Genomic DNA, 18,659 nt, shown 5'->3' with positions numbered 1-18,659 from the left:
TTGATTAAGGATTTCATTCTCGACACCAACGTTCTGGTTCACGATCCGTATTGCTTTGTTAATTTCGAGGACAATAACATTATTATTCCCTTTCCCGTTCTGGAAGAGATAGATAAATTGAAGAAGAACTCAGGTTCTGTCGGTCAGAATGCAAGGAAGGTTAACAGGTTTCTCGATTCCTTGAGATCGAAAGGGAGACTCACAGAGGGGATAAGGCTTGAATCAGGAGGTACACTGCGTATTGCAGTGTTCAACGAATTCAAGAGCAAGCTGCCGCCTTTTGCTGCAAACGACTACAAAGACAACGCCATTCTGCTTTACATGATGGAGCTTAATCTCGTAGAGAAACTACCTGTCATTTTAGTCAGCAAAGACATAAACATGCGAGTAAAGGCAGATATTATGGGACTTAAAGCAGAAGACTATTTGCATGACAAGGTAGAGATCGACGACAAGCTTTCAGGCATAACGACAGTAGATGATGCTTCTCTCAGGGATGAATTCATAAATAAGGACGAGCTCTCAACTGGAAGACTGCCAGAACCTGTCGGGGCGAATGAGTTTGTTGATTTCGGACGAGAGATTTTCGGAAGAGTTGTACCGGACGGGAAGAAGATAGTTCCTCTTGAAGTATCGATGGAGTCTGGCAGTTGGGGTATAAAACCGAGAAACCGCGAGCAGATGATGGCAATGGAGCTTCTATTGGACGATAGCATAAGGGTCGTGTTCATACCTGGAATGGCCGGCACCGGAAAGACACTAATCTCTCTTGCCTGCGGGTTGAGAAAAGTAGTGGATGAGAAGAAGTACGAGAGGCTCCTGGTGGCAAGGCCGATCATTCCAATGGGCCAGGACATCGGCTATCTTCCCGGTTCGATGGAAGAGAAGATCAACCCGTGGATGACTCCCATATACGACAATCTCTATATGTTGTTCAACAACCGCCACATGGACCTGAATGCCTTCATGAAGAAGGGAGAGCAACTTCAGGTAGAGGTTTTAAGTTACATTAGGGGGAGGTCCATTCCCAATCAATACTTCATCATCGATGAGGCCCAGAATCTTTCGCCTCACGAAGTCAAGACGATTATTACGAGGGTGGGCGAAAACACGAAGATAGTCGTGATCGGCGACCCCTATCAGATTGATAATTCATACCTTGATGCATACAGTAATGGGTTGACCTACTCCGCTTCAAGGCTGACAAACAAATCGCTTGCGGGCCACGTGACCCTTACAAAGGGTGAGCGCTCTGAACTGGCGAGTCTGGCTGCCGAGCTGCTGTGAGGTTGTCGGATGAATGAAGCACTGGAGTATGATCTCTTTATTAGGATCAGGCCGGAAGACATCCACGTATTGTGTTATATTGCGGAAGCAGAAGACAATCTGATGAATATAAGGCATGTTACAGATGAAGGTCTACTCAAAATCATCGTTCCTGCTGATCTGCTGGAGGAACTTAAGAGTTTCCTTCAGAGTATCAAGAAGCGGATAGATTTGGAAGTGGTGGAGATTCGTGCGAATCCTGGACATACTTGATAGTGCCGTACCAAACGACAAAGCCGAGAATGTGAGGAAGATAGACTACGACAAGCTCCGGAGGCTAGGTTACAACACCATTCTCTTTGACTACGACAACACGATAGCAGTCTGGAGAGAGCCGTTCGATATGAGGAATAAGTCGGTAATCGACGATCTCATAGCTGCCGGGATGAAGGTCGCTGTTGTCACAAACGGTCCGCAATCCAGAGTGAGGAACCTAAGAGACCTCTTTGGAGAAAAACTCAGGATTTATCACTCGATGAGGAAGCCCGGTACCAAGGAACTCCGGAAGGTTCTGAGCGATATGAAGTCGCGGCCTGAGAAGACAGTAATAATAGGAGACCTTTTCTTCACAGATATTATTGCGGGGAACAGAATGGGGATGTATTCAATCTTGGTGGCACCACTGGTCGATATTAGCCAGAAGTGGTATAAGAGGCTTCTGGGGAAGATGACGATTGCAGCTTATTTTGTCTTCTTCTTCAGTATTGGCTGGATCTTCAGAACGGGAAGGCTGGCCACGCCTCATTTGTTTGCCGAAGGCGTTATGGACATTGATTTTGATGCGTTGAAGGAGTCCGGTTATAAACTTGTGATCTTCGATTTCGACAATACCCTTGAGCCCTGGGGAGCAAGCTCGATCTCGAAGGAGAAACGGTTGCTTCTCAGCAGAGTGGAAAGACTGGGTATGGAGGTCGTTCTAATTTCGAATGGCAAGCCGGGCAGGCTCGGCAGAATCGATGATGAGCTGGATTCAATAAGGGTAATCAGCCGAGCTAGAAAGCCTCTGACATTCAAAGCGAAACGAGTGCTTAAGGACTTTGATATTCCATCATACAAGACAGTGGTAGTGGGAGACCAGCTCTTCACAGATATGATTATGGGTAATCTTCTAGGGGCGTACACAATAAAGGTCGAACCTATTTCGGAGAGAGAATTCTTCTGGACGAAGCTTGTAAGAATGGCTGAAGGTCTTCTTCTAAGCAAAATGAAAAAGCATCCGGAGGTGGAGGTGCTTGATAGATGAGATGTAGCGGATGTGGTGTGGAACTGCAGCATGAAGACCCGGAAGAACTGGGATACCTACCTGAATTGGTTTTGGAATCGAGGCTCCAGGCTGGCAAGGAGATAATGTGCCGAAGGTGTTTCTTGATAAAGCACTATAGTTCTTTGCCTGAGAATGATTCCGTGTCACATACACTCGATAACCTTAACGAGTACCTGAAGCTTGCGCGAGAAGTGATTTACGTAATCGATATCTCCGATTTTGACGGCACCTACAGGAAGGATATTTCTCAACTACTCAAGAACCATTCCGTTCACTATGTTTTAAACAAGATAGATCTCCTTCCCAAAGAGGTGAAGGTTGAAGAGATAAGGGAGTGGGCGTCGGACATTATCAAAGAGCCTGTGAGCAGAGTGAGACCCGTCTCTGTACTGGGCAAGTACGGACTGAATTCGCTTTACGCCTATCTGAAGTCCGCAGCGGAGGAGTTTGTCTCGATAGGAGTGACTAATGTTGGAAAGTCCTCTCTTCTGAATGGGCTCATGCGTTCAGAAGAGATAATAGTGAGCCGTTTCCCCGGAACAACTGTAGAGGTAGCTTCGAAGACTCTGAAAAACTCAGCTGTGACCGTTTACGATACTCCGGGGATTTTCACGAACGACAGGTTGACGGATTTGATGAGTACCGAGGATCAGAGCAGGCTTCTTGCCAGAAAAAGACTCAAAAAATCTACTTTTCAATTTCATGATGTTCGAACGGTTTTCCTTGGCGGATTCGTGAAGATAGACGCGAAGAATCAGAGCGATCCAGTCGGGATATTTCATACTTTTGTCCCGGAGAGCGTCTCGGTGCATGAAACTAACCCGAACACCGCTGCCAAAGAATGGGATAGTTGGTTCGGCGATATACTGAGACCTCCCTTTGATAGATCGAAAAGAGGTAAGTATAGATGGGAGGCTAAGGAATTCAGGCTTCGTACTGGTCAGGAGCTTCACATATGCGGCCTGGGGTGGATAAACGTAGCTAAAGGTCCACTTACAATAGGTCTAACCAGGCCTAAGAACGTAGCTTTGAAAGTGAGAAAAGGGCTCGTGGGTTCTAAGAAGTTCAAGAAGAATAGATAACTGGAGGTGTTTTTGTGAAGCTTAAGCAACCTGCGATTAAATCTGGAGTTTCGAATCGGCATTTGCACCTGAGTGAGGAAGACATCGGTAGACTCTTTGGAAGTGGTCATCAGCTCACTCCAATAAAGGATCTGGGTCAACCCGGACAGTTTGCATGTGACGAAAAAGTGATCCTTGTCGGTCCGAAGGGAGCAATAACAGGAGTGAGGGTACTGGGGCCTGCAAGAAAGGCAACACAAATAGAAGTATCCAGAACCGATGCCTTCTCTCTGGGGATCAAACCCCCGATAAAGGATTCTGGCGACCATGCCGGGACTGCCGGTCTCACGATTGTAGGACCAAAGGGAACGGTTGTACTGAACTCAGGAGTGATGCTGGCAAAAAGACACATACACATGACTCCTGAGGATGCAGAAGTCTATGGTGTGAAAGACAAGGATATCGTTATGGTTTACGCGGAAGGTGAAGGGACTAGAAGGGTAATCTTCGACGATGTTCTAGTCAGAGTACATTCCAGCTATGCGCTTGAATTCCATGTCGATGTTGATGAGGCCAACGCTGCAATAATAAACAACAACGATCCTGTATACATAATCGAGGAGCTATAGTGATCTATTTGGGAACGAGCGGATACTCATTTCCCGACTGGGTAGGAACTGCTTACCCCGAAGGAATAAGCTCTTCCCAGATGCTCAGGTATTATCACTCTGTCTGGAAGTTCAATTCTGTTGAACTGAATTTCACATACTACAGGATGCCATCGCTGAAGACTATAACAGGCATTTTACGGAAGATTCCAGGGGAGATGACTTTTTCTGTGAAGGCGCCTGGCCGGGTGACTCATGAATTATGGAAGGGTGATTCAAGGGGCCTAAGGGAAGTCTCAAGTGAGTTCTTTAGTGCTTTGCTTCCCATGAGAGAAGAGGGCAAATTGGGTCCGACTCTCTTTCAGTTCCCGTGGTCTTTCAAATTCAATGAAGGAAACGTGATGTATCTTGAAGAGGTTGCCGACTCTTTCGATCCAGAGAGTAATCTTCTCGCTTTCGAGTTCAGACACGATAGTTGGGCGAACAAGGCCACTTTTGAAGCTCTGGAGAGGATTGGAGGAGTACCCGTCACGGTCGATGAACCATCTATCGGCGAGTTGTTTCCTTATATCCCCAGCGCCGGTGCCAAAGGTGCTTATTTCAGGTTCCATGGCAGAAACTCGAACTGGTTCAGAAGTAGCGGAAGCGAAAGATACAACTACGATTATTCGGAAGTTGATCTGAGAAGTTTTGCCCTCGATGTGCTACAATTTCATAAACGTGATATGCCCGTCTATGTGTTCTTTAACAACTGCTACATGGGTAGGGCAATTCATAACGCTATTCAATTGAGAGAAATGCTAGGAGGTGCCTGAATAGACGATGACGTTTCCTGATTATATAAATGTTGTTTTGAGGATGATAGCTGAGGGAAATGAAAGCCACGAGATTTACGAACAGCTCCAAAAGCTGGGACTAAGAGAAGCAGAGATTGCCGAAGTCTACAATGCGGTTGTCGGCATTATTTCTTCGGGTTCAGAGTCGACAGAGACCATTCTGGACGGTGAATACGACCCTAGGAAGAGAGTCTTCCTTGATGAAGAACTTAGAGCCATCATGACCGTTCCCGGTCTGTATAAGTCGCTGCTATGGGGAGCAATTTCTTCTGGAGAGTTCGAGAGAACTTTGACAGATTTCTCTATGAATAATTAAAAACCCGCCCTAAAGGCGGCGGGTTCTTTCATACAATCCATTTCGCAGCAGGTATGAAGTATCTGTCAGGCAACTTGTCAGGGTTTGGAATTACCCTTACGGTATAGGCCAGATCGCCCTCTTCGGATACGGTGAACTTTCCTCCGTAAACGTATTCTCCATGAACGTCTTCCTTAACGAGCTTCATAGGGTACAGACTGAAACTGTCCAGCTCTCCTTCTTCGTTCATCTTTGCTACGAAGATCTCGACGAGAACTTCAGAGGGATCGAGTGTACCCAGATAGATATTTGCCGATAGAGATATCTCCTGACCTACCTTTACTGACTTGGCTGAGGATTCTCCCTGCACGTTAGGTTTGATCCTTATGGCGTTCCAGCTGGAACTGAACTTGTCTTTCCACACGGCTGCGCTCTTGGCGAGTTTGAAGCCATCTCTTTCAGCTTCTTCAGAAAGATCTGCAGCGGGGAAATACAGATTGTTCGCATAGTCAATGATCATCCTGTGAGTATTGAATCTACTCCCAATCTCCTTTATGGAGTTCTTCATTCTTTTCGCCCATTGCCTTGCAACACCGTCTTTGTCTCTTGAGTAATAGAGAGGTATTATCTCCTTCTCCAGAGTGCTATATATCGAGACCGAGTCTATTCTGTCCTGGAGCTCATGGTCCTTGTAGTCTCTGTTGTCTCCTATGGCCCAGCCGTTTTCCCCATTGAAGCCTTCAACCCACCAGCCATCGAGTACGCTGAAATTCAAAACGCCGTTCATGCCTGCCTTCTCACCGCTCGTTCCGCTGGCTTCGTGCGGTCTCCTCGGTGTATTGAGCCAAATGTCAACCCCGCTGACAAGATGCCTTGCGATATTCATATCGTAGTTCTCGACGATGATTACTCTACTCTTGAACTCGGGGGTTCTGGAAATCTCATAAAGCTTTCTTATAAGCTCCTTGCCGGGATCGTCTGCAGGATGGGCCTTTCCGGCAAAGACAAACTGGACAGGTCTTTCAGAGTTAGTGATTATTGATTTCAATCTGTTGATGTCCTTAAAGATAAGAGTTGCGCGCTTGTATGTAGCAAATCTCCTGGCAAAACCAACTGTGAGCACATTTTCGGGAAGGGCTTCCTCTACTTCCAGAAGATCTTCTATCGTCTCTCCGAGTCTCATTCTCTGTTTCTTAAGCCTGCCCTGAAGAAATCCTCTTGCCCTTGACTTGAGGGACATGTGAAGCTCCCAAATCTCTTTTTCGGGAATGCTATCGACCCCTTCCCACACCTCTGGGTCGTATACCTTTTCGTGCCAGCCTTTAGGCAGGTACTTGTCGAGCAACTCGACGAGGTTAGGATTGAGCCACGTCCAGATATGGACACCGTTCGTCACGTGGGTTATTGGAACCTCAACTGCGGGCAAATCCGGATATATGTGGTTCCACAGGTTTCTGCTCACTCTTCCGTGTAGCTTGCTTACGCCATTGGCGAGCGCAGACAATCTCAACGCTAGAACGGTCATGCTGAATTGTTGGCCCCCGCCTGGAACCTTTTCGATCCCTAGATCCATGAATTCGTCTCTTTCGGCCTTCATTTTGCTCCAGAAGTCCCGGAAGTACTTGTCAATCATGTCGAGACTGAACGTATCATTGCCTGCAGGGACCGGTGTGTGAGTTGTGAAGACACTGCTCGTCTTGACAATCATAGAAGCCGTCGAGAAATCCATTGAGTCTTTCTGAACGAGCTCTCTTATTCTTTCGACCGACAAAAAGGCAGCGTGACCCTCATTCATATGCCAGACTTTTGGAGAGTATCCGAGCATTCTTAGGGCTCTAACTCCACCGATGCCTAACAGTATTTCCTGCTTTATTCTCATCTCGCGATCTCCACCATACAGAGTAGCCGTGATCTTTCTATCATCGGGCTCGTTCTGAGGGATATCGGTGTCGAGAAGATAAAGCGACGTTCTGCCTATGGCTGCCTTCCATATCTTAGCCCATATTTTTCTTCCGGGAAAATCAACATTCACGAACACTTCATCACCGGAAGCATCCAGCGCAGGAATTACCGGGAAGTCTTCAAACTCATAGGAATGATACATATTCTGCTGCCATCCAGATTCATCTATCATCTGCTCGAAGTATCCATTCCTGTACAGAAGGCCGACTGCGACGAAGTTAAGTCCTAGATCGCTTGCTGTCTTAAGATGATCACCGGCTAGGATTCCAAGGCCGCCCGAATAGATTGGAAAGGATTCATGAAAGCCATACTCCGCACAGAAGTACGCTATACACTGATTCTTTCGCTCACCATGGGCCCTTTCAAGCCAGGTGTCCTTCCCAGCAATATACTCATCGAATTGCCTTACTACGCTTTCGTACATTTCCGCGAAGTCTTTGTCTTCAGAGAGTTCATAAAGTCTGTTCTGGCTGACCCTACGAAGCAAACGGACCGGACTTCTCTTCTCCTGATACCACATCTCAGGATCCATGTATCTGAACATTTGCTGAGCAGGGTAATTCCAGCTCCACCAAAGGTTTCTCGCAATCTCTTCGAGTCTATTCAGTTTTTCTGGCAGTCTCGGTACCGCCATAACCCTTTCGAGGAAGTACATCAATATACCCTCCTAAATTCTGGTGTTATGTCCAATTATACCTTGTTAGGAACGATCTTGCTCTTGTATTGTGCTCTTGCACATTGTTACTGGTCGGTATGCCAAACAAAAAAGGGAGCACCGCTCCCTTTTTATATCTCTTGGACTATTCTGCATTATGGCCTTTTACGGATACCTCTTTTCTTGTCGAGTCTTCTCTTAAAGGCAGATATCTTCTCGCCGCTATCTCTCATGAACTTGGCCAATTTCTTTTCGAAGTCCTGACTTGTCGTTCCTTCTTCTGAACCCTTGCCCTTGAGATCCTTGATTGACAGCTCCCACTTTCCGTCCTTCGTTGTCCCAAGAACCTTTGCTTCCACTTTCTGACCGACTTTGAGATAGTCTTCAATGTTCTTCACGTACTCTCTTGCCACTTTGGAAATATGAATGAACCCTTCCTCACCGCCTTCAAGATTTACGTACGCTCCGAATTTCTTGACAGAAGTTACACTTCCCTCAACAACGGTACCCACTTTCACACTCACATGACTAACCTCCAATTGACTATATACTTGAGAGAGCGCAGAACGCTGACTCAGTAATTGTCTCCGTATTTGTTTCTGAACTTCTGTACTCTTCCTTCAGTGTCGAGAATCATTGAAGATGCATCTCCACGGAAGAAGGGGTGGCAGCTGGAACAAAGGTCAATCTTTATGTTGTCCTTTGTCGAGAAGAATTTGTGTTCTGCGCCACAGGTACACTTTACGGTAATCAGCTTCATCTCAGGGTGCATTTCTTTTTTCATCGGGGCTTCACCTCTTCATGTTGTAATTTGCACAAAACTCATTATATCATAGAGAGGAAAGCGTGTCAAAGACTTACTTATGGCTGAAAGCTGTCGTAGAATGGAGAATAGTGATGATTACAGATGTTTTGGGTAGACTCAAACAGTCGGCCTCTTCTCAGGGCTTCTATACTTATTATAGCAAAAGAAAGGAACACATCGAAAGACTGTCCAGTCACCTTAAGAAGAACCCTGTGAGTAGTGCAGCAATCGCAAAGGTAAGAAAACGGATTCCCGATCTGAGCTCTCTCTCTTATGAAGAGATGGAGTTTTCAATAGACATCCTTAGAGAACGAGACAAATCACCTGAAGAAAGGGTCGATTATGTTTCGTCTCTGTCGGAAGCTTCTCTGGCCAGTATCGGTCATTTGCTTTTCTTGATCGATCCCAGAAATAACCCGCCCGTTACCGGCCCTATCATAAAGGAAATCAAATCGGTAGACGACTATAAAGAATGGCTTTCCTTCTGTAAGTCAATCGGCAGACATGGAATCCAGAACTTCGTCATGCTTGAGGCGGCGCTACTGTACGAGAGAGACGATTTAGCCCAGAAACCCGATCTTGCTTACAGAGTTGGCCAAGCGGTGTATACTAACATCACTGAACTCGAGCTGTTGAGAGGGGCGATTTCCAATCTGTCCAGGCAGGAGAGGAGAGGACTGGCGAATCTAAAGTTCACGCATCCGTATGTGAAAACGGTCCTCTTATCTAGTCACGCAAGATCGGTAGTTGTAGATGGAAGCAATATAGTATTCTCGAAGAGCGATCATGCCGATCTTAACAGAATCGATGACCTCTTCCTTAGAATGTCGTTTTGTAGAATCGCCTTGTTCCCTTACAGGATCGTCTTTGATGCCAACATCAGGTATACTCTCGGCGGTTTCCAGCAGGAAAGCCTTAACAAACTGCTCTCGTTGCCACAAGTCGAGACCTATTCACCTGCTGATGATAGGATAATCTTCCTCGCGAGAGAGAACAACTCAGTGGTTGTCACCTACGACAGATTCCTGGATCATTTGGTTGATGATATAAAGATAGTGCGGCCGGAGGACATAGATGAAAGTCTCAGACTTTGATTACGATCTTCCACAAGAATTGATTGCTCAGGAACCTGCTGATCCGAGAGACAGCTCTCGACTACTGGTGATCAACAGGGAGACAGGCCTATTTGAACACAGAGTCTTCTCAGAAATCACTGAGCTCCTTCGTCCGGGTGATGTTCTGGTGTTAAACAACAGTCGGGTCGTCCCGGCGAGACTAATAGGTAGAAAGGAAACAGGTGCCAGTGTGGAAGCCCTCTTGATAGAAAAACTGGGCTCAGGCCTCTGGAAAGCGATAGTGAGACCTGGTTCCAAGATCAAGCTGGGAAATGAGCTTATCTTCAGAAGCATCTCTTGTAAGGTCGTAGAACACTGTGAAGACTCTAGCAGAGTCCTTGACTTCCATGGAGCTGCCGATGAAGAGATAAAAGAGGCCGGTCTCCTTGCGATTCCTCCGTATATTCACAAGTATCCGGATAATCCCGAGTCTTATCAGACTGTGTATTCGCAGAGGGAGGGCTCAGTCGCTGCCCCTACCGCAGGGCTTCACTTCACGGATGAGCTTCTCGGATCCATTGAGAGCAGAGGAGTCGCTATTGAGTACATCACGCTTCACGTTGGAATAGGAACATTCAGGCCGGTGAAATCAGAGGTCTTGAATGAGCACAAAATGCATAGCGAGTACTTCACGGTATCATCGGAAACGGCAAAGAGGATAAATGACGCGAGAGCAGAATGCAGGAGAATTGTCGCTGTGGGTACCACAACAGTTAGAACTCTTGAAAGCATTGCGACACGACACGGGAAACTCGTGGGAGACAGCGGCCAGACGGATATATTCATCTTTCCACCTTACAGATTCCGGATAATCGACTCGCTTGTCACAAACTTTCATCTCCCAAAATCGACTCTCCTTATGCTCGTTTCTGCTTTTGCAGGGAGAGAATTGATTTTCTCTGCTTATAAACAAGCTATCTCTATGAAATACAGATTCTTCTCCTTTGGAGATGCATGTTTTATTATGTGAGCTTCGGGTAGATCATGACAGTCGCAGTTCGTAGCTATCTCTTACTCGCCGAGTTGACCCTGTTCCTCTTCTTCGAGCATCGGTGAGAAGAAGTGGATCCACATCATCTTCAATATAATGCCAAACGGAACGGCAACAATCGCGCCAAAAAGCCCGAGCAACTGTCCTGCCACCACAATCATCAAAATGACTATTACTGGATTGATTCTGTTGTAGCCCTTCATGAATACCAGGAAAAGGATGAAGGCCGCCGCGTGAACTATTACTAAAACGACAAGGAGTATCAGGACAAGAACGAGATTCTGTGTGGATACGGCTAGAAGAACGAGGGGCACAATTTCAAGTGGTACTCCCACTATGGGTATGAGATTAGTAAAAGCAGCCCAGAGCCCCATTAGGAGGCTGTATTTCAATCCCATCGACTGAACCACAATGCCGACTACGATCCCCACAATCAATGCTATCAGAACTACCGAGATCACGTACCTCTCAAGGTTCTTGTACGTGTCTGAAAGGAAGTTGAGAGCAATATCGCGAATCCTCTTCGGATAGAGTTTTGGAGCGAACTCCTTAACTGTCAGAAAGTAGTAGCTTAGGTAGATCGCGCCCACTATCGTGAAGAAAAGAACGAACCCCGTGGTGGTTACGAAACTGGGCACCTTTTCCAGTACTCCCGGAAGGAATTTCATAAGGCTGTTCTGCACCTGAATGAGGAAATTCCTTACGCTTTCATAAGTTGCCCTACGTCTTGCCGGATCGATGTTTTTCGGCATGAAGTATTCCACTACATCTCTCCACAGTTCCTGTGACTGAACTATCATTGCATTCTCCATTACGATGGCAGAAAGCGACTCGGCCACTTCGGGATTCAGATAGTTTGCCACGATGCCATGAATCTCGTCAAATGAAGCTTGCTTATACTTGCTACTGCTGACAATCACAAGATAGTCACTGCGCTCTTTGAGAGTCTCCTCAAGCAGAGCGAGATCCTGTTCCAACCCCTCCGGGTTTGCAGGTATGGGCCTCATTACGTCAACGAAATAGTTCTTCAGATCTTTAGACAGTAGATCGAGCGAGTCGATCTCTTCATGAGAAAGCTGTGCGAGGAGGTCTTCGTCCGAAAGAAATCTGTCGATGTTCGCATTCACTTCGAAAGAGGTAATTTCAGCCTCCTGAACGGAAGGGAAGAAATCTCTGACAATATTGTAGAATTTCGAGGCCTCCTTTGCGACAGGAGTCGTCAGGAAGACAATCAAAAGAGTTATTCCTGCGAACATAATAGTCAGTCCAATTCCCAAAGAGATTGAACGCTTGATTCTAAAATACTTTTGTGCGAACCTTGTCCAGGGTTCAAGTAAAAGAACAACTGTGAAAGTCGCAAAGAGAATAACGGCAGTTCTTAGTGAAACCGAGAATACCACAAAGCAAATTGCAAGATAGAATAATGTGAATACCGCTGCTTGAAAACGAGGTTTCTTCAGTACTTCACGTCCCACGTCATGCCCCCTTCAAAGGGAGTTTAAAGAGTCTCTCGATTTCCGCCATTTCACTTGTGATCCCCATTATAACTATCAGTTTGATTCTTGCTTTTATTGAGGACAACTCCTGAGCAAAGATCGCGCCTAAATCGGCCAGACTCTTTCCTCCACCGACATATCCATAAACTCCAAGAACCCTTCCCTTGAAACACCTTGAAGTAATGATAACAGGAAACTCTTTCGCTCTTATTAGGTATTTTACTACGTGATAGACTTCAACGGGTACGTTGCCTCTCCCAAATGTCTCAAGAACCAATCCTCTGAAGCCCAGCTCGGGCAGAATTCTGAGGATCGAGCCGTCATCGCCAGTGAAGGTCTTGACAAGGGCGACTTTCGGTTCAATCTTATCAACGTTAAAAACCGCTCTGAGCAAAGGCTTTCTGAAAAAGATAACTGAATCTTCGTCAACTATTCCAAGCGGGCCATGGCCAGGAGAGTCAAAGGTCGCAACGTTGCTGGTGTAGGTCTTTGTTACCTCTCTGGCTGCGTGGATTTCGTCGTTCAGGCAGACCATGGTTCCCATTCCAACTGCGAGCGGATTGACAGCAACTCTGACAGATGAGAGCACATTTCTTGGACCATCGGTTCCCATTTCGTCGATGTTCCTCATTGCTGCTGTGCAAATCACGGGTTTCTCGCTCCTTATTGTTAGATCGAGGAAGTAGGCCGTCTCCTCGAGAGTGTCCGTTCCGTGAGTAATGACTACTCCGCAAACTTCCTCCCTGTCTAAGAGCCCCTGCACCCTCTTAGAGAGGTTCCACATGGTCTCCGGGTTGATATAAGGGCTTGGGATGTTTGAAAACTCATGGTGCTCAACAAGAGCTACTTCTTTAAGCCCCTCGACATTGGCCACGTGTTTGTTTAACCCCTGAGCCGGAATCGAAGCCCTTGTAACAGGGTCGGTTACCATAGCGATAGTGCCGCCTGTAGTAACTAAAACGACTCTCTGCTTCATATTTGCTTTCCTCCTAGTTTTGTCCTAACCAACGATAGTGTCTTGTGCGTTTCGGGTCCCACAATCTCTACCAGTTCTTCTACCGTCTTGGGCCTCTTCATAACTAGCGATCTTGCCCTATCTTTTCCTATTCCGGGCAGATATTGGAGCTCTCTCTCACCGAGCTCATTCAGTTCAGTTCCAACGGGAAGGCCGGTTACAGATCTCATGCCGTGGTCAATAACGACAAAGTCGGTCTTCTCTTTAAAGCTTAGAGGAGTACCGACCAGAATAGGATAAGTACCCAGAGGTCTGCCAAAGTGAACCATTCCATCGCTGTATTCCGGAAGGACGCCTCGTATAACCGCTCCAACAGGGAAGACTGCCCTTAGCATCGAAGTGTCTACTGATTCTCTTATACGCCGTTTGTGATTTTCGAACAATCTATGATCGATTTTCGGCCTCTTCATCTTGGCAATCGCTGCCCCCTGAAAGACCATTACCTGCCTTATATTTATTCTTCGTACAAGTAGCCCCTTGTCTCTTATGCAGACCAGGTTTTCGTAGTCCACTTCGTAACTGTTTCTGCTATGTCCTGGAAGACCATAAAGCAAGTTGATACCCGGAAGCAGTTTCGGGACACCATCAACTCTTGTACCACCTACTTCATTGACCAGATCAATAGCGAACATTATGTCTTCAACGCTTCCTCCGAGGTTATTCCTCTCCCGAACTTCGTTGTCGAAGCTCTCCACGCCGAAAGAAATCGTGTCTCCTGCGGAATTATACCTGACTATCGATTCAAGCACGGATCTCGATTCGACGGGATGGTTGGCAATGAAAATCGGATTTCCGTTGTCAATGTGAAGCACTTCGGGTTCCAGTATGTGTCTGGCTGATCTGAAAAGTTCTTCAATTAAACGTGTATCGAGTTTGTCGCTATTCTTGTAGTAACCGTACGCGATCACGTTTGCACTCCTTCCGAACCTAATTGCCTTTACGCCGAGCCTCCTCAGAGCTTCAAATTCCGAGATAATCCCCTTTAGGTTTCTCCACTCAAAACCTCCGTAGAGAATAGATTCAGTGCAGAAAGAGCAATAGCCGTCACTTCTCTCACAGCCTGAAGATATGTCGATTTCAGCTATTACATCTGGATAAGAGGGATGAAGTACGATAATATTCGCTCCGGCCTCGTACAGCTTGTTCAGCAGCGAATAACGCGAACCGTCGTAATCTATGCCAAGCAGCTCAGCGAGCTCGAATTCGTCCCTGAAGAGATGATCTGCTCCTAGAAAGCGAGGAGCAAAGGCGGTTGTACCTCCTCTCAGAGTATAGCCAACAGACACTAAGGGACCGCTGACGATTTTCACCGGGTCCTTATTCGCTTCAAGAAGTCTCGATATTTCGGAGCTGGATATCGGGGTTCCTCCTAAGTACCTGCCTGAGGTTGTGACCCCCCCATATACTAGAAGAAAATCGTAGTCGTTTGGTCGGTTCCAATGGTTGCCACTTCTTACCTGATCTATAGTAAGGTAGTCTGTCTCAAATCTCTTAAGCAGAAAGGCGCCGGCCAAAGCCCTGATTCTTGGCGATATGTACGGCGGTACTCCGAAGGCCGCCGGTTCATCGGTGTATCCGTCTATAATGAGAGCCTTCATCAATTACCTCCATGTGCGTGCTATGTGCGTGCTATCCTATTACAGTGTATAATAAAAGCACCGATTAATGGGAGGGAAAGTTTTGCCGTTTGAGAGATATTGTTCGTTCTGTGGAAGATCAGAACCGCAGGTAAAAAAGTTAATATCGGGAACGGAAGGGTACATATGCAATGAATGTGTCGAACTATTTCATGACATAATTCAGCAGGATCAGAAAGCAAGAAAGGCGCCCGGTAAGAAGCTCCCAACTCCTGCAGATGTCAAGAAGGAGTTGGATCGCTATGTGATAGGCCAGGAGAACGCGAAGAAGACAATCTCAGTCTCCGTTTACAACCATTACAAGAGAGTCTTCAATGATGTAGATGATGTCGAGATTGAGAAGTCGAACATTATGCTAGTTGGCCCGACTGGCTCGGGAAAAACCCTCATAGCAAGGATCCTTGCACGTATTCTCAATGTGCCGTTTGCGATTGCAGATGCGACACCTCTTACCGAAGCTGGATACGTTGGAGAAGATGTTGAAAACATAGTCCTAAGGCTGCTCCAGTCTTCGAACTATGATGTGGAGAAGGCACAACTCGGGATAATATACATAGACGAGATCGACAAGATAGCAAGAAAATCTCCCAATCCATCGATAACTAGAGATGTTTCTGGTGAGGGAGTACAGCAGGCTCTATTGAAAATCGTCGAAGGGACCGTTGCGAATGTTCCGCCGCAAGGCGGAAGAAAGCATCCTTACCAGGAATTCATAAAAGTAGATACGAGCAACATTCTGTTTATTGTAGGTGGTGCTTTCGACGGTCTAGACAGCATAATTAAGCAAAGGGTTCTAGACTCCTCCATGGGGTTCGGGGCAAAAGTCAAGGGGAAGAATCAACTTAGGCTTGGTGAGGTTCTCCAGCAGGTCGTTCCCGATGACTTGATTCAATACGGCTTGATTCCTGAGTTTGTGGGTAGGTTCCCCGTATTGGCCGCTTTGAATGATCTCGATGTTGAGGATCTGAAGAGGATAATGAGCGAGCCGAGAAACGCTATCATTAAGCAATACCAGAAACTGCTGGGGCTTGATGGTGTCGAGCTGGAATTCTCCGAAGGTGCATTGTCTGCGATCGCTGAAAGAGCTATGAAGAGAGGGACTGGCGCCAGAGCTCTTAAGAGCGTGATGGAGCAGGTAATGCTTGATATAATGTATGATATTCCAACAATGAACAACGTGGAGAAGGTTGTCATTAATGAAGACGTCATAGTCCATAACTCTTCTCCGGAGATAATCTCTAGAGAATCTGCCTGATGAAGGTTCTTGCTCTTGAAAGTTCGTGTGATGAAACAGCGGTGGCCATCATTGAAGATGGCCATCTTCTCTCTTCTGTAGTCTCTTCTCAGATAGATGTTCACAGGAAATTCGGCGGGGTTGTGCCGGAAATCGCAGCAAGAAAGCATCTAGAAATAGTTGACAAGATTGTCTCCGCTTCACTCGATGAGGCGAATTTGAGTTTGGAAGAAATAGATGTCTTCGCCTCGACCATGGGTCCCGGGCTTGTGGGATCTCTGCTGGTCGGGTTGTCTTTTGCAAAAGGGATGGCCCTTGCAATGAACAAAAAGTTCATCGGTGTGAATCACTTGTTTGGTCATGTCTATGCGAATTTCCTGGAGTACCCTCAACTGAGACCGCCCTTCATGGTGCTTTTGGTATCGGGAGGTCACACCGAAATTCTTGTGCTTGAAGACTGGAATAGAATTGAGCTTGTAGGAAGGACAAGAGACGATGCCGCAGGTGAGGCCCTTGATAAGATTGCGCGGCTGCTTGGGCTGGGTTATCCGGGCGGTCCTGCAATACAGGAGGCAGCACAGAAAGGAGAAGTCAAATATCACTTTCCAAGGCCGCTTCAAGAGAAGGGTAATTTCGACTTTTCATTCAGTGGCATCAAAACTTCAGTCCTGTACTTCTTGAAGAAGAACCCGTCGGCCTCGGCTTATGATGTCGCGGCATCTGCTCAGGAAGCTATAGTCGATTCGTTGGTTACGAAGACATTCCACGCAGCCGAGAGTAAGGGTCTGAAAGAAGTCGCCTTTGCCGGTGGGGTTGCATCGAATTCTCGCTTGAGAGAGAGAGCGAATGATCTGTCGGAAGAGTCGAAGATAAGAGCTTTCTTCCCACCTGTTAATCTATGCACGGATAACGCGGCAATGATCGCGATGGTTGCATATGAAAAAGCTAAGAGGGGATTGTTCTCCCCTCTTTCAACAAACGCAGTGCCTTACCTAAGCTTAGATGTCTTTTAATTATTCTGATTTGCTAGTAGAAGTTGAAGGCTTCTTGCTGCTATCAACAGTCGGAGACTTCTTTGAATCTGTGCTGTAGTAGCCTCCACCCTTAAAAACAACTCCCACGCTGTTCACCAGTTTCTTCAGATTGCCCCCGCATGCTGGGCAAACCGTAAGGGGTTCATCGGACATTTTCTGGAAGGCTTCGGTTTCTTCTCCACAGTCTTCACACTTATATCTGTAAAACGGCATGTCGGTCCCTCCTTCGCATCAAATTCTATTTATCAACTGTATCTATTCTATTCCTCATCTGCCGAAGATGGAATCACACAGATGAATTCGAGATTTTCCTTTCCTGTGTTCTTGAACTGATGCTTCACTCCTGAAGGAACGAAGACGTAGCTCCCGGCAGATGCCTGGACCTCGCCCTGATTCGTAACAACTGTCGCTTCACCCGAGACAATGAAGACTTCATGTTCCCACAAATGACTGTGATGAGGACTATGACCTCCTTCTCCAACGGTGAACAACCTCATGACGAAGTTTTCGGCGCCTTTAGCCTTTCCTATCAATACTCTCTTGGAGACCTTCCTTGCACTTTCATTGTCGAACAGCTGTGGTTCAACTTCATGCGCTTTGCCTATCAGAATTCGGTCTGACACTTTCGTAGCGCCTCCTCTTTGGATCAGATTTTCTATCGTAAGAGTGTTTTCTCTCGCTGTATTCGACAACAACTTTCCTGTATGGCTCGAATCCTACGGAATAACTCTTGAGCTCTTCATACTGCGAGATAACTTCGTGAACGAGTCTGCGCTCAAAGGCTAACATTGGCTCCATTATGATCTTGCTTCTCTTGGAAAGAGCCGACTTTGCTGTCCTGTGAGCGATTTCTTCAACCAGTCTCTTCCTTTCAAGTCTGTAGTCCCCTATGTCGACAGTTACATTAACTTTGGTAGGAGCCATCCTGTTTGCATAGATATTCATAATATGCTGCAATGCGGCCACTGTCTTTCCGTGTTTTCCAATGAGCCTTGCCACTTCTTCGCCTTCTATTCGAACTCTGTAAGTTCTTCCGACGAGCTTCACTTCGGAAAAAGTCTCTTCGTCAAAGCTTTTGAGTATTCCCTTAAGGAAGTCGTGAAGTTTCCTTTCCCAGTGTTTGTCAAGAAGAGAGACTTCTATTACCGATTCCTTTGATCCGAAAATTCCTAGAAAACCCTTTGAGCCTTTCTCCTTGATAGTAACTTCCATTTCGTCTTCGTAGGCACCGAGATCAGCCTGAGACAGCCTTATCGCCTCTTCAACGGTCTCGGCTCTGTATTCAATTGGTTTCATCTCGAACTAACACCTCCTGAGCTCATCTC

The 18,659-nt window shown here is 46.5% G+C and carries 20 protein-coding genes; 11 read left to right on the top strand and 9 right to left on the bottom strand.

The window, feature by feature from the left end; translation table 11 throughout:
* The 7 genes from B3K91_RS01515 to B3K91_RS01485 are packed head-to-tail and all read left to right on the top strand — an operon-like array spanning position 1 to position 5,411.
* Positions 1-1,287 (top strand): PhoH family protein, encoded by a 1,287-nt coding sequence (locus tag B3K91_RS01515; protein ID WP_214060133.1) that lies wholly within the window; start codon positions 1-3, stop codon positions 1,285-1,287.
* A gap of 9 nt (positions 1,288-1,296) precedes the next feature.
* A complete protein-coding gene (locus B3K91_RS01510; RefSeq protein WP_103134002.1) occupies positions 1,297-1,539 on the top strand; it encodes a DUF4911 domain-containing protein in 243 nt (80 codons plus the stop codon).
* Positions 1,517-2,569: a YqeG family HAD IIIA-type phosphatase gene (locus tag B3K91_RS01505; RefSeq protein ID WP_292591990.1), complete on the top strand. Its 1,053-nt coding sequence runs from the start codon at positions 1,517-1,519 to the stop codon at positions 2,567-2,569. The genes B3K91_RS01510 and B3K91_RS01505 overlap by 23 nt, the downstream gene beginning before the upstream one ends.
* The gene (locus tag B3K91_RS01500; RefSeq protein ID WP_292589323.1) at positions 2,566-3,672 is read left to right on the top strand and encodes a GTPase; all 1,107 of its coding nucleotides are present in this window, start codon (positions 2,566-2,568) and stop codon (positions 3,670-3,672) included. Before B3K91_RS01505 ends, B3K91_RS01500 begins: the two co-directional genes overlap by 4 nt.
* A gap of 14 nt (positions 3,673-3,686) precedes the next feature.
* Positions 3,687-4,280: a phosphate propanoyltransferase gene (pduL, locus tag B3K91_RS01495; RefSeq protein ID WP_292589325.1), complete on the top strand. Its 594-nt coding sequence runs from the start codon at positions 3,687-3,689 to the stop codon at positions 4,278-4,280.
* On the top strand, positions 4,280-5,074 hold the full coding sequence (locus tag B3K91_RS01490) for a DUF72 domain-containing protein (RefSeq protein ID WP_292591989.1): 795 nt from the start codon (positions 4,280-4,282) through the stop codon (positions 5,072-5,074). The genes pduL and B3K91_RS01490 overlap by 1 nt, the downstream gene beginning before the upstream one ends.
* Before the next feature lie 7 nt (positions 5,075-5,081).
* Complete coding sequence (locus tag B3K91_RS01485; RefSeq protein WP_099829006.1) at positions 5,082-5,411, top strand: hypothetical protein; 330 nt, start codon at positions 5,082-5,084, stop codon at positions 5,409-5,411.
* A gap of 28 nt (positions 5,412-5,439) precedes the next feature.
* Here the strand turns inward: B3K91_RS01485 and glgP are convergent, their stop codons facing one another.
* The 3 genes from glgP to rpmE form a co-directional block, all read right to left on the bottom strand.
* Entirely contained in the window at positions 5,440-8,007 is a 2,568-nt protein-coding gene (gene glgP / locus B3K91_RS01480; RefSeq protein WP_292591988.1) for an alpha-glucan family phosphorylase, read from the bottom strand.
* A 155-nt stretch (positions 8,008-8,162) separates the two neighbouring features.
* The gene (locus B3K91_RS01475) at positions 8,163-8,531 is read right to left on the bottom strand and encodes a S1 RNA-binding domain-containing protein (RefSeq protein ID WP_214059798.1); all 369 of its coding nucleotides are present in this window, start codon (positions 8,529-8,531) and stop codon (positions 8,163-8,165) included.
* A gap of 50 nt (positions 8,532-8,581) precedes the next feature.
* Positions 8,582-8,791: a 50S ribosomal protein L31 gene (rpmE, locus tag B3K91_RS01470; protein WP_099829009.1), complete on the bottom strand. Its 210-nt coding sequence runs from the start codon at positions 8,789-8,791 to the stop codon at positions 8,582-8,584.
* Positions 8,792-8,853: 62 nt separating this feature from the next.
* Between rpmE and B3K91_RS01465 the strand changes: the two genes are divergently transcribed.
* Both B3K91_RS01465 and queA read left to right on the top strand, forming a co-directional pair.
* Entirely contained in the window at positions 8,854-9,906 is a 1,053-nt protein-coding gene (locus tag B3K91_RS01465; protein ID WP_292591987.1) for a ribonuclease, read from the top strand.
* Positions 9,887-10,897: a tRNA preQ1(34) S-adenosylmethionine ribosyltransferase-isomerase QueA gene (queA, locus tag B3K91_RS01460; protein WP_292593878.1), complete on the top strand. Its 1,011-nt coding sequence runs from the start codon at positions 9,887-9,889 to the stop codon at positions 10,895-10,897. Before B3K91_RS01465 ends, queA begins: the two co-directional genes overlap by 20 nt.
* 41 nt (positions 10,898-10,938) lie before the next feature.
* Here queA and B3K91_RS01455 read toward each other — a convergent pair whose 3' ends face one another.
* The 3 genes from B3K91_RS01455 to B3K91_RS01445 are packed head-to-tail and all read right to left on the bottom strand — an operon-like array spanning position 10,939 to position 15,027.
* On the bottom strand, positions 10,939-12,393 hold the full coding sequence (locus B3K91_RS01455) for an AI-2E family transporter (RefSeq protein WP_292591984.1): 1,455 nt from the start codon (positions 12,391-12,393) through the stop codon (positions 10,939-10,941).
* Between the two features lies 1 nt (position 12,394).
* Positions 12,395-13,390 carry an asparaginase gene (locus B3K91_RS01450; RefSeq protein ID WP_103134008.1) on the bottom strand — a complete coding sequence of 332 codons (996 nt, stop codon included), beginning with the start codon at positions 13,388-13,390 and terminating at the stop codon, positions 12,395-12,397.
* The gene (locus B3K91_RS01445) at positions 13,387-15,027 is read right to left on the bottom strand and encodes a radical SAM protein (RefSeq protein ID WP_292591983.1); all 1,641 of its coding nucleotides are present in this window, start codon (positions 15,025-15,027) and stop codon (positions 13,387-13,389) included. Before B3K91_RS01445 ends, B3K91_RS01450 begins: the two co-directional genes overlap by 4 nt.
* An 82-nt stretch (positions 15,028-15,109) precedes the next feature.
* On the opposite strand from B3K91_RS01445, the gene clpX reads away from it, so the two are divergent.
* Both clpX and tsaD read left to right on the top strand, forming a co-directional pair.
* Entirely contained in the window at positions 15,110-16,321 is a 1,212-nt protein-coding gene (gene clpX, locus B3K91_RS01440) for an ATP-dependent Clp protease ATP-binding subunit ClpX (protein WP_292589344.1), read from the top strand.
* On the top strand, positions 16,321-17,313 hold the full coding sequence (tsaD, locus tag B3K91_RS01435; protein ID WP_292589346.1) for a tRNA (adenosine(37)-N6)-threonylcarbamoyltransferase complex transferase subunit TsaD: 993 nt from the start codon (positions 16,321-16,323) through the stop codon (positions 17,311-17,313). The genes clpX and tsaD overlap by 1 nt, the downstream gene beginning before the upstream one ends.
* Here the strand turns inward: tsaD and B3K91_RS01430 are convergent, their stop codons facing one another.
* The 3 genes from B3K91_RS01430 to jag are packed head-to-tail and all read right to left on the bottom strand — an operon-like array spanning position 17,314 to position 18,630.
* Complete coding sequence (locus tag B3K91_RS01430) at positions 17,314-17,547, bottom strand: FmdB family zinc ribbon protein (RefSeq protein WP_214060930.1); 234 nt, start codon at positions 17,545-17,547, stop codon at positions 17,314-17,316.
* 47 nt (positions 17,548-17,594) lie between these two features.
* Positions 17,595-17,957, bottom strand: coding sequence for a cupin domain-containing protein (locus tag B3K91_RS01425; protein WP_292591982.1), 363 nt, complete (start codon positions 17,955-17,957; stop codon positions 17,595-17,597).
* The gene (gene jag / locus B3K91_RS01420) at positions 17,923-18,630 is read right to left on the bottom strand and encodes an RNA-binding cell elongation regulator Jag/EloR (protein ID WP_214060932.1); all 708 of its coding nucleotides are present in this window, start codon (positions 18,628-18,630) and stop codon (positions 17,923-17,925) included. The genes B3K91_RS01425 and jag overlap by 35 nt, the downstream gene beginning before the upstream one ends.
* Positions 18,631-18,659: the final 29 nt, after the last annotated feature.

The organism is Mesotoga sp. UBA5847 (genome assembly GCF_002432735.1).
Taxonomy (GTDB): domain Bacteria; phylum Thermotogota; class Thermotogae; order Petrotogales; family Kosmotogaceae; genus Mesotoga.
This window is presented reverse-complemented; position numbering and strand designations above follow the sequence as displayed.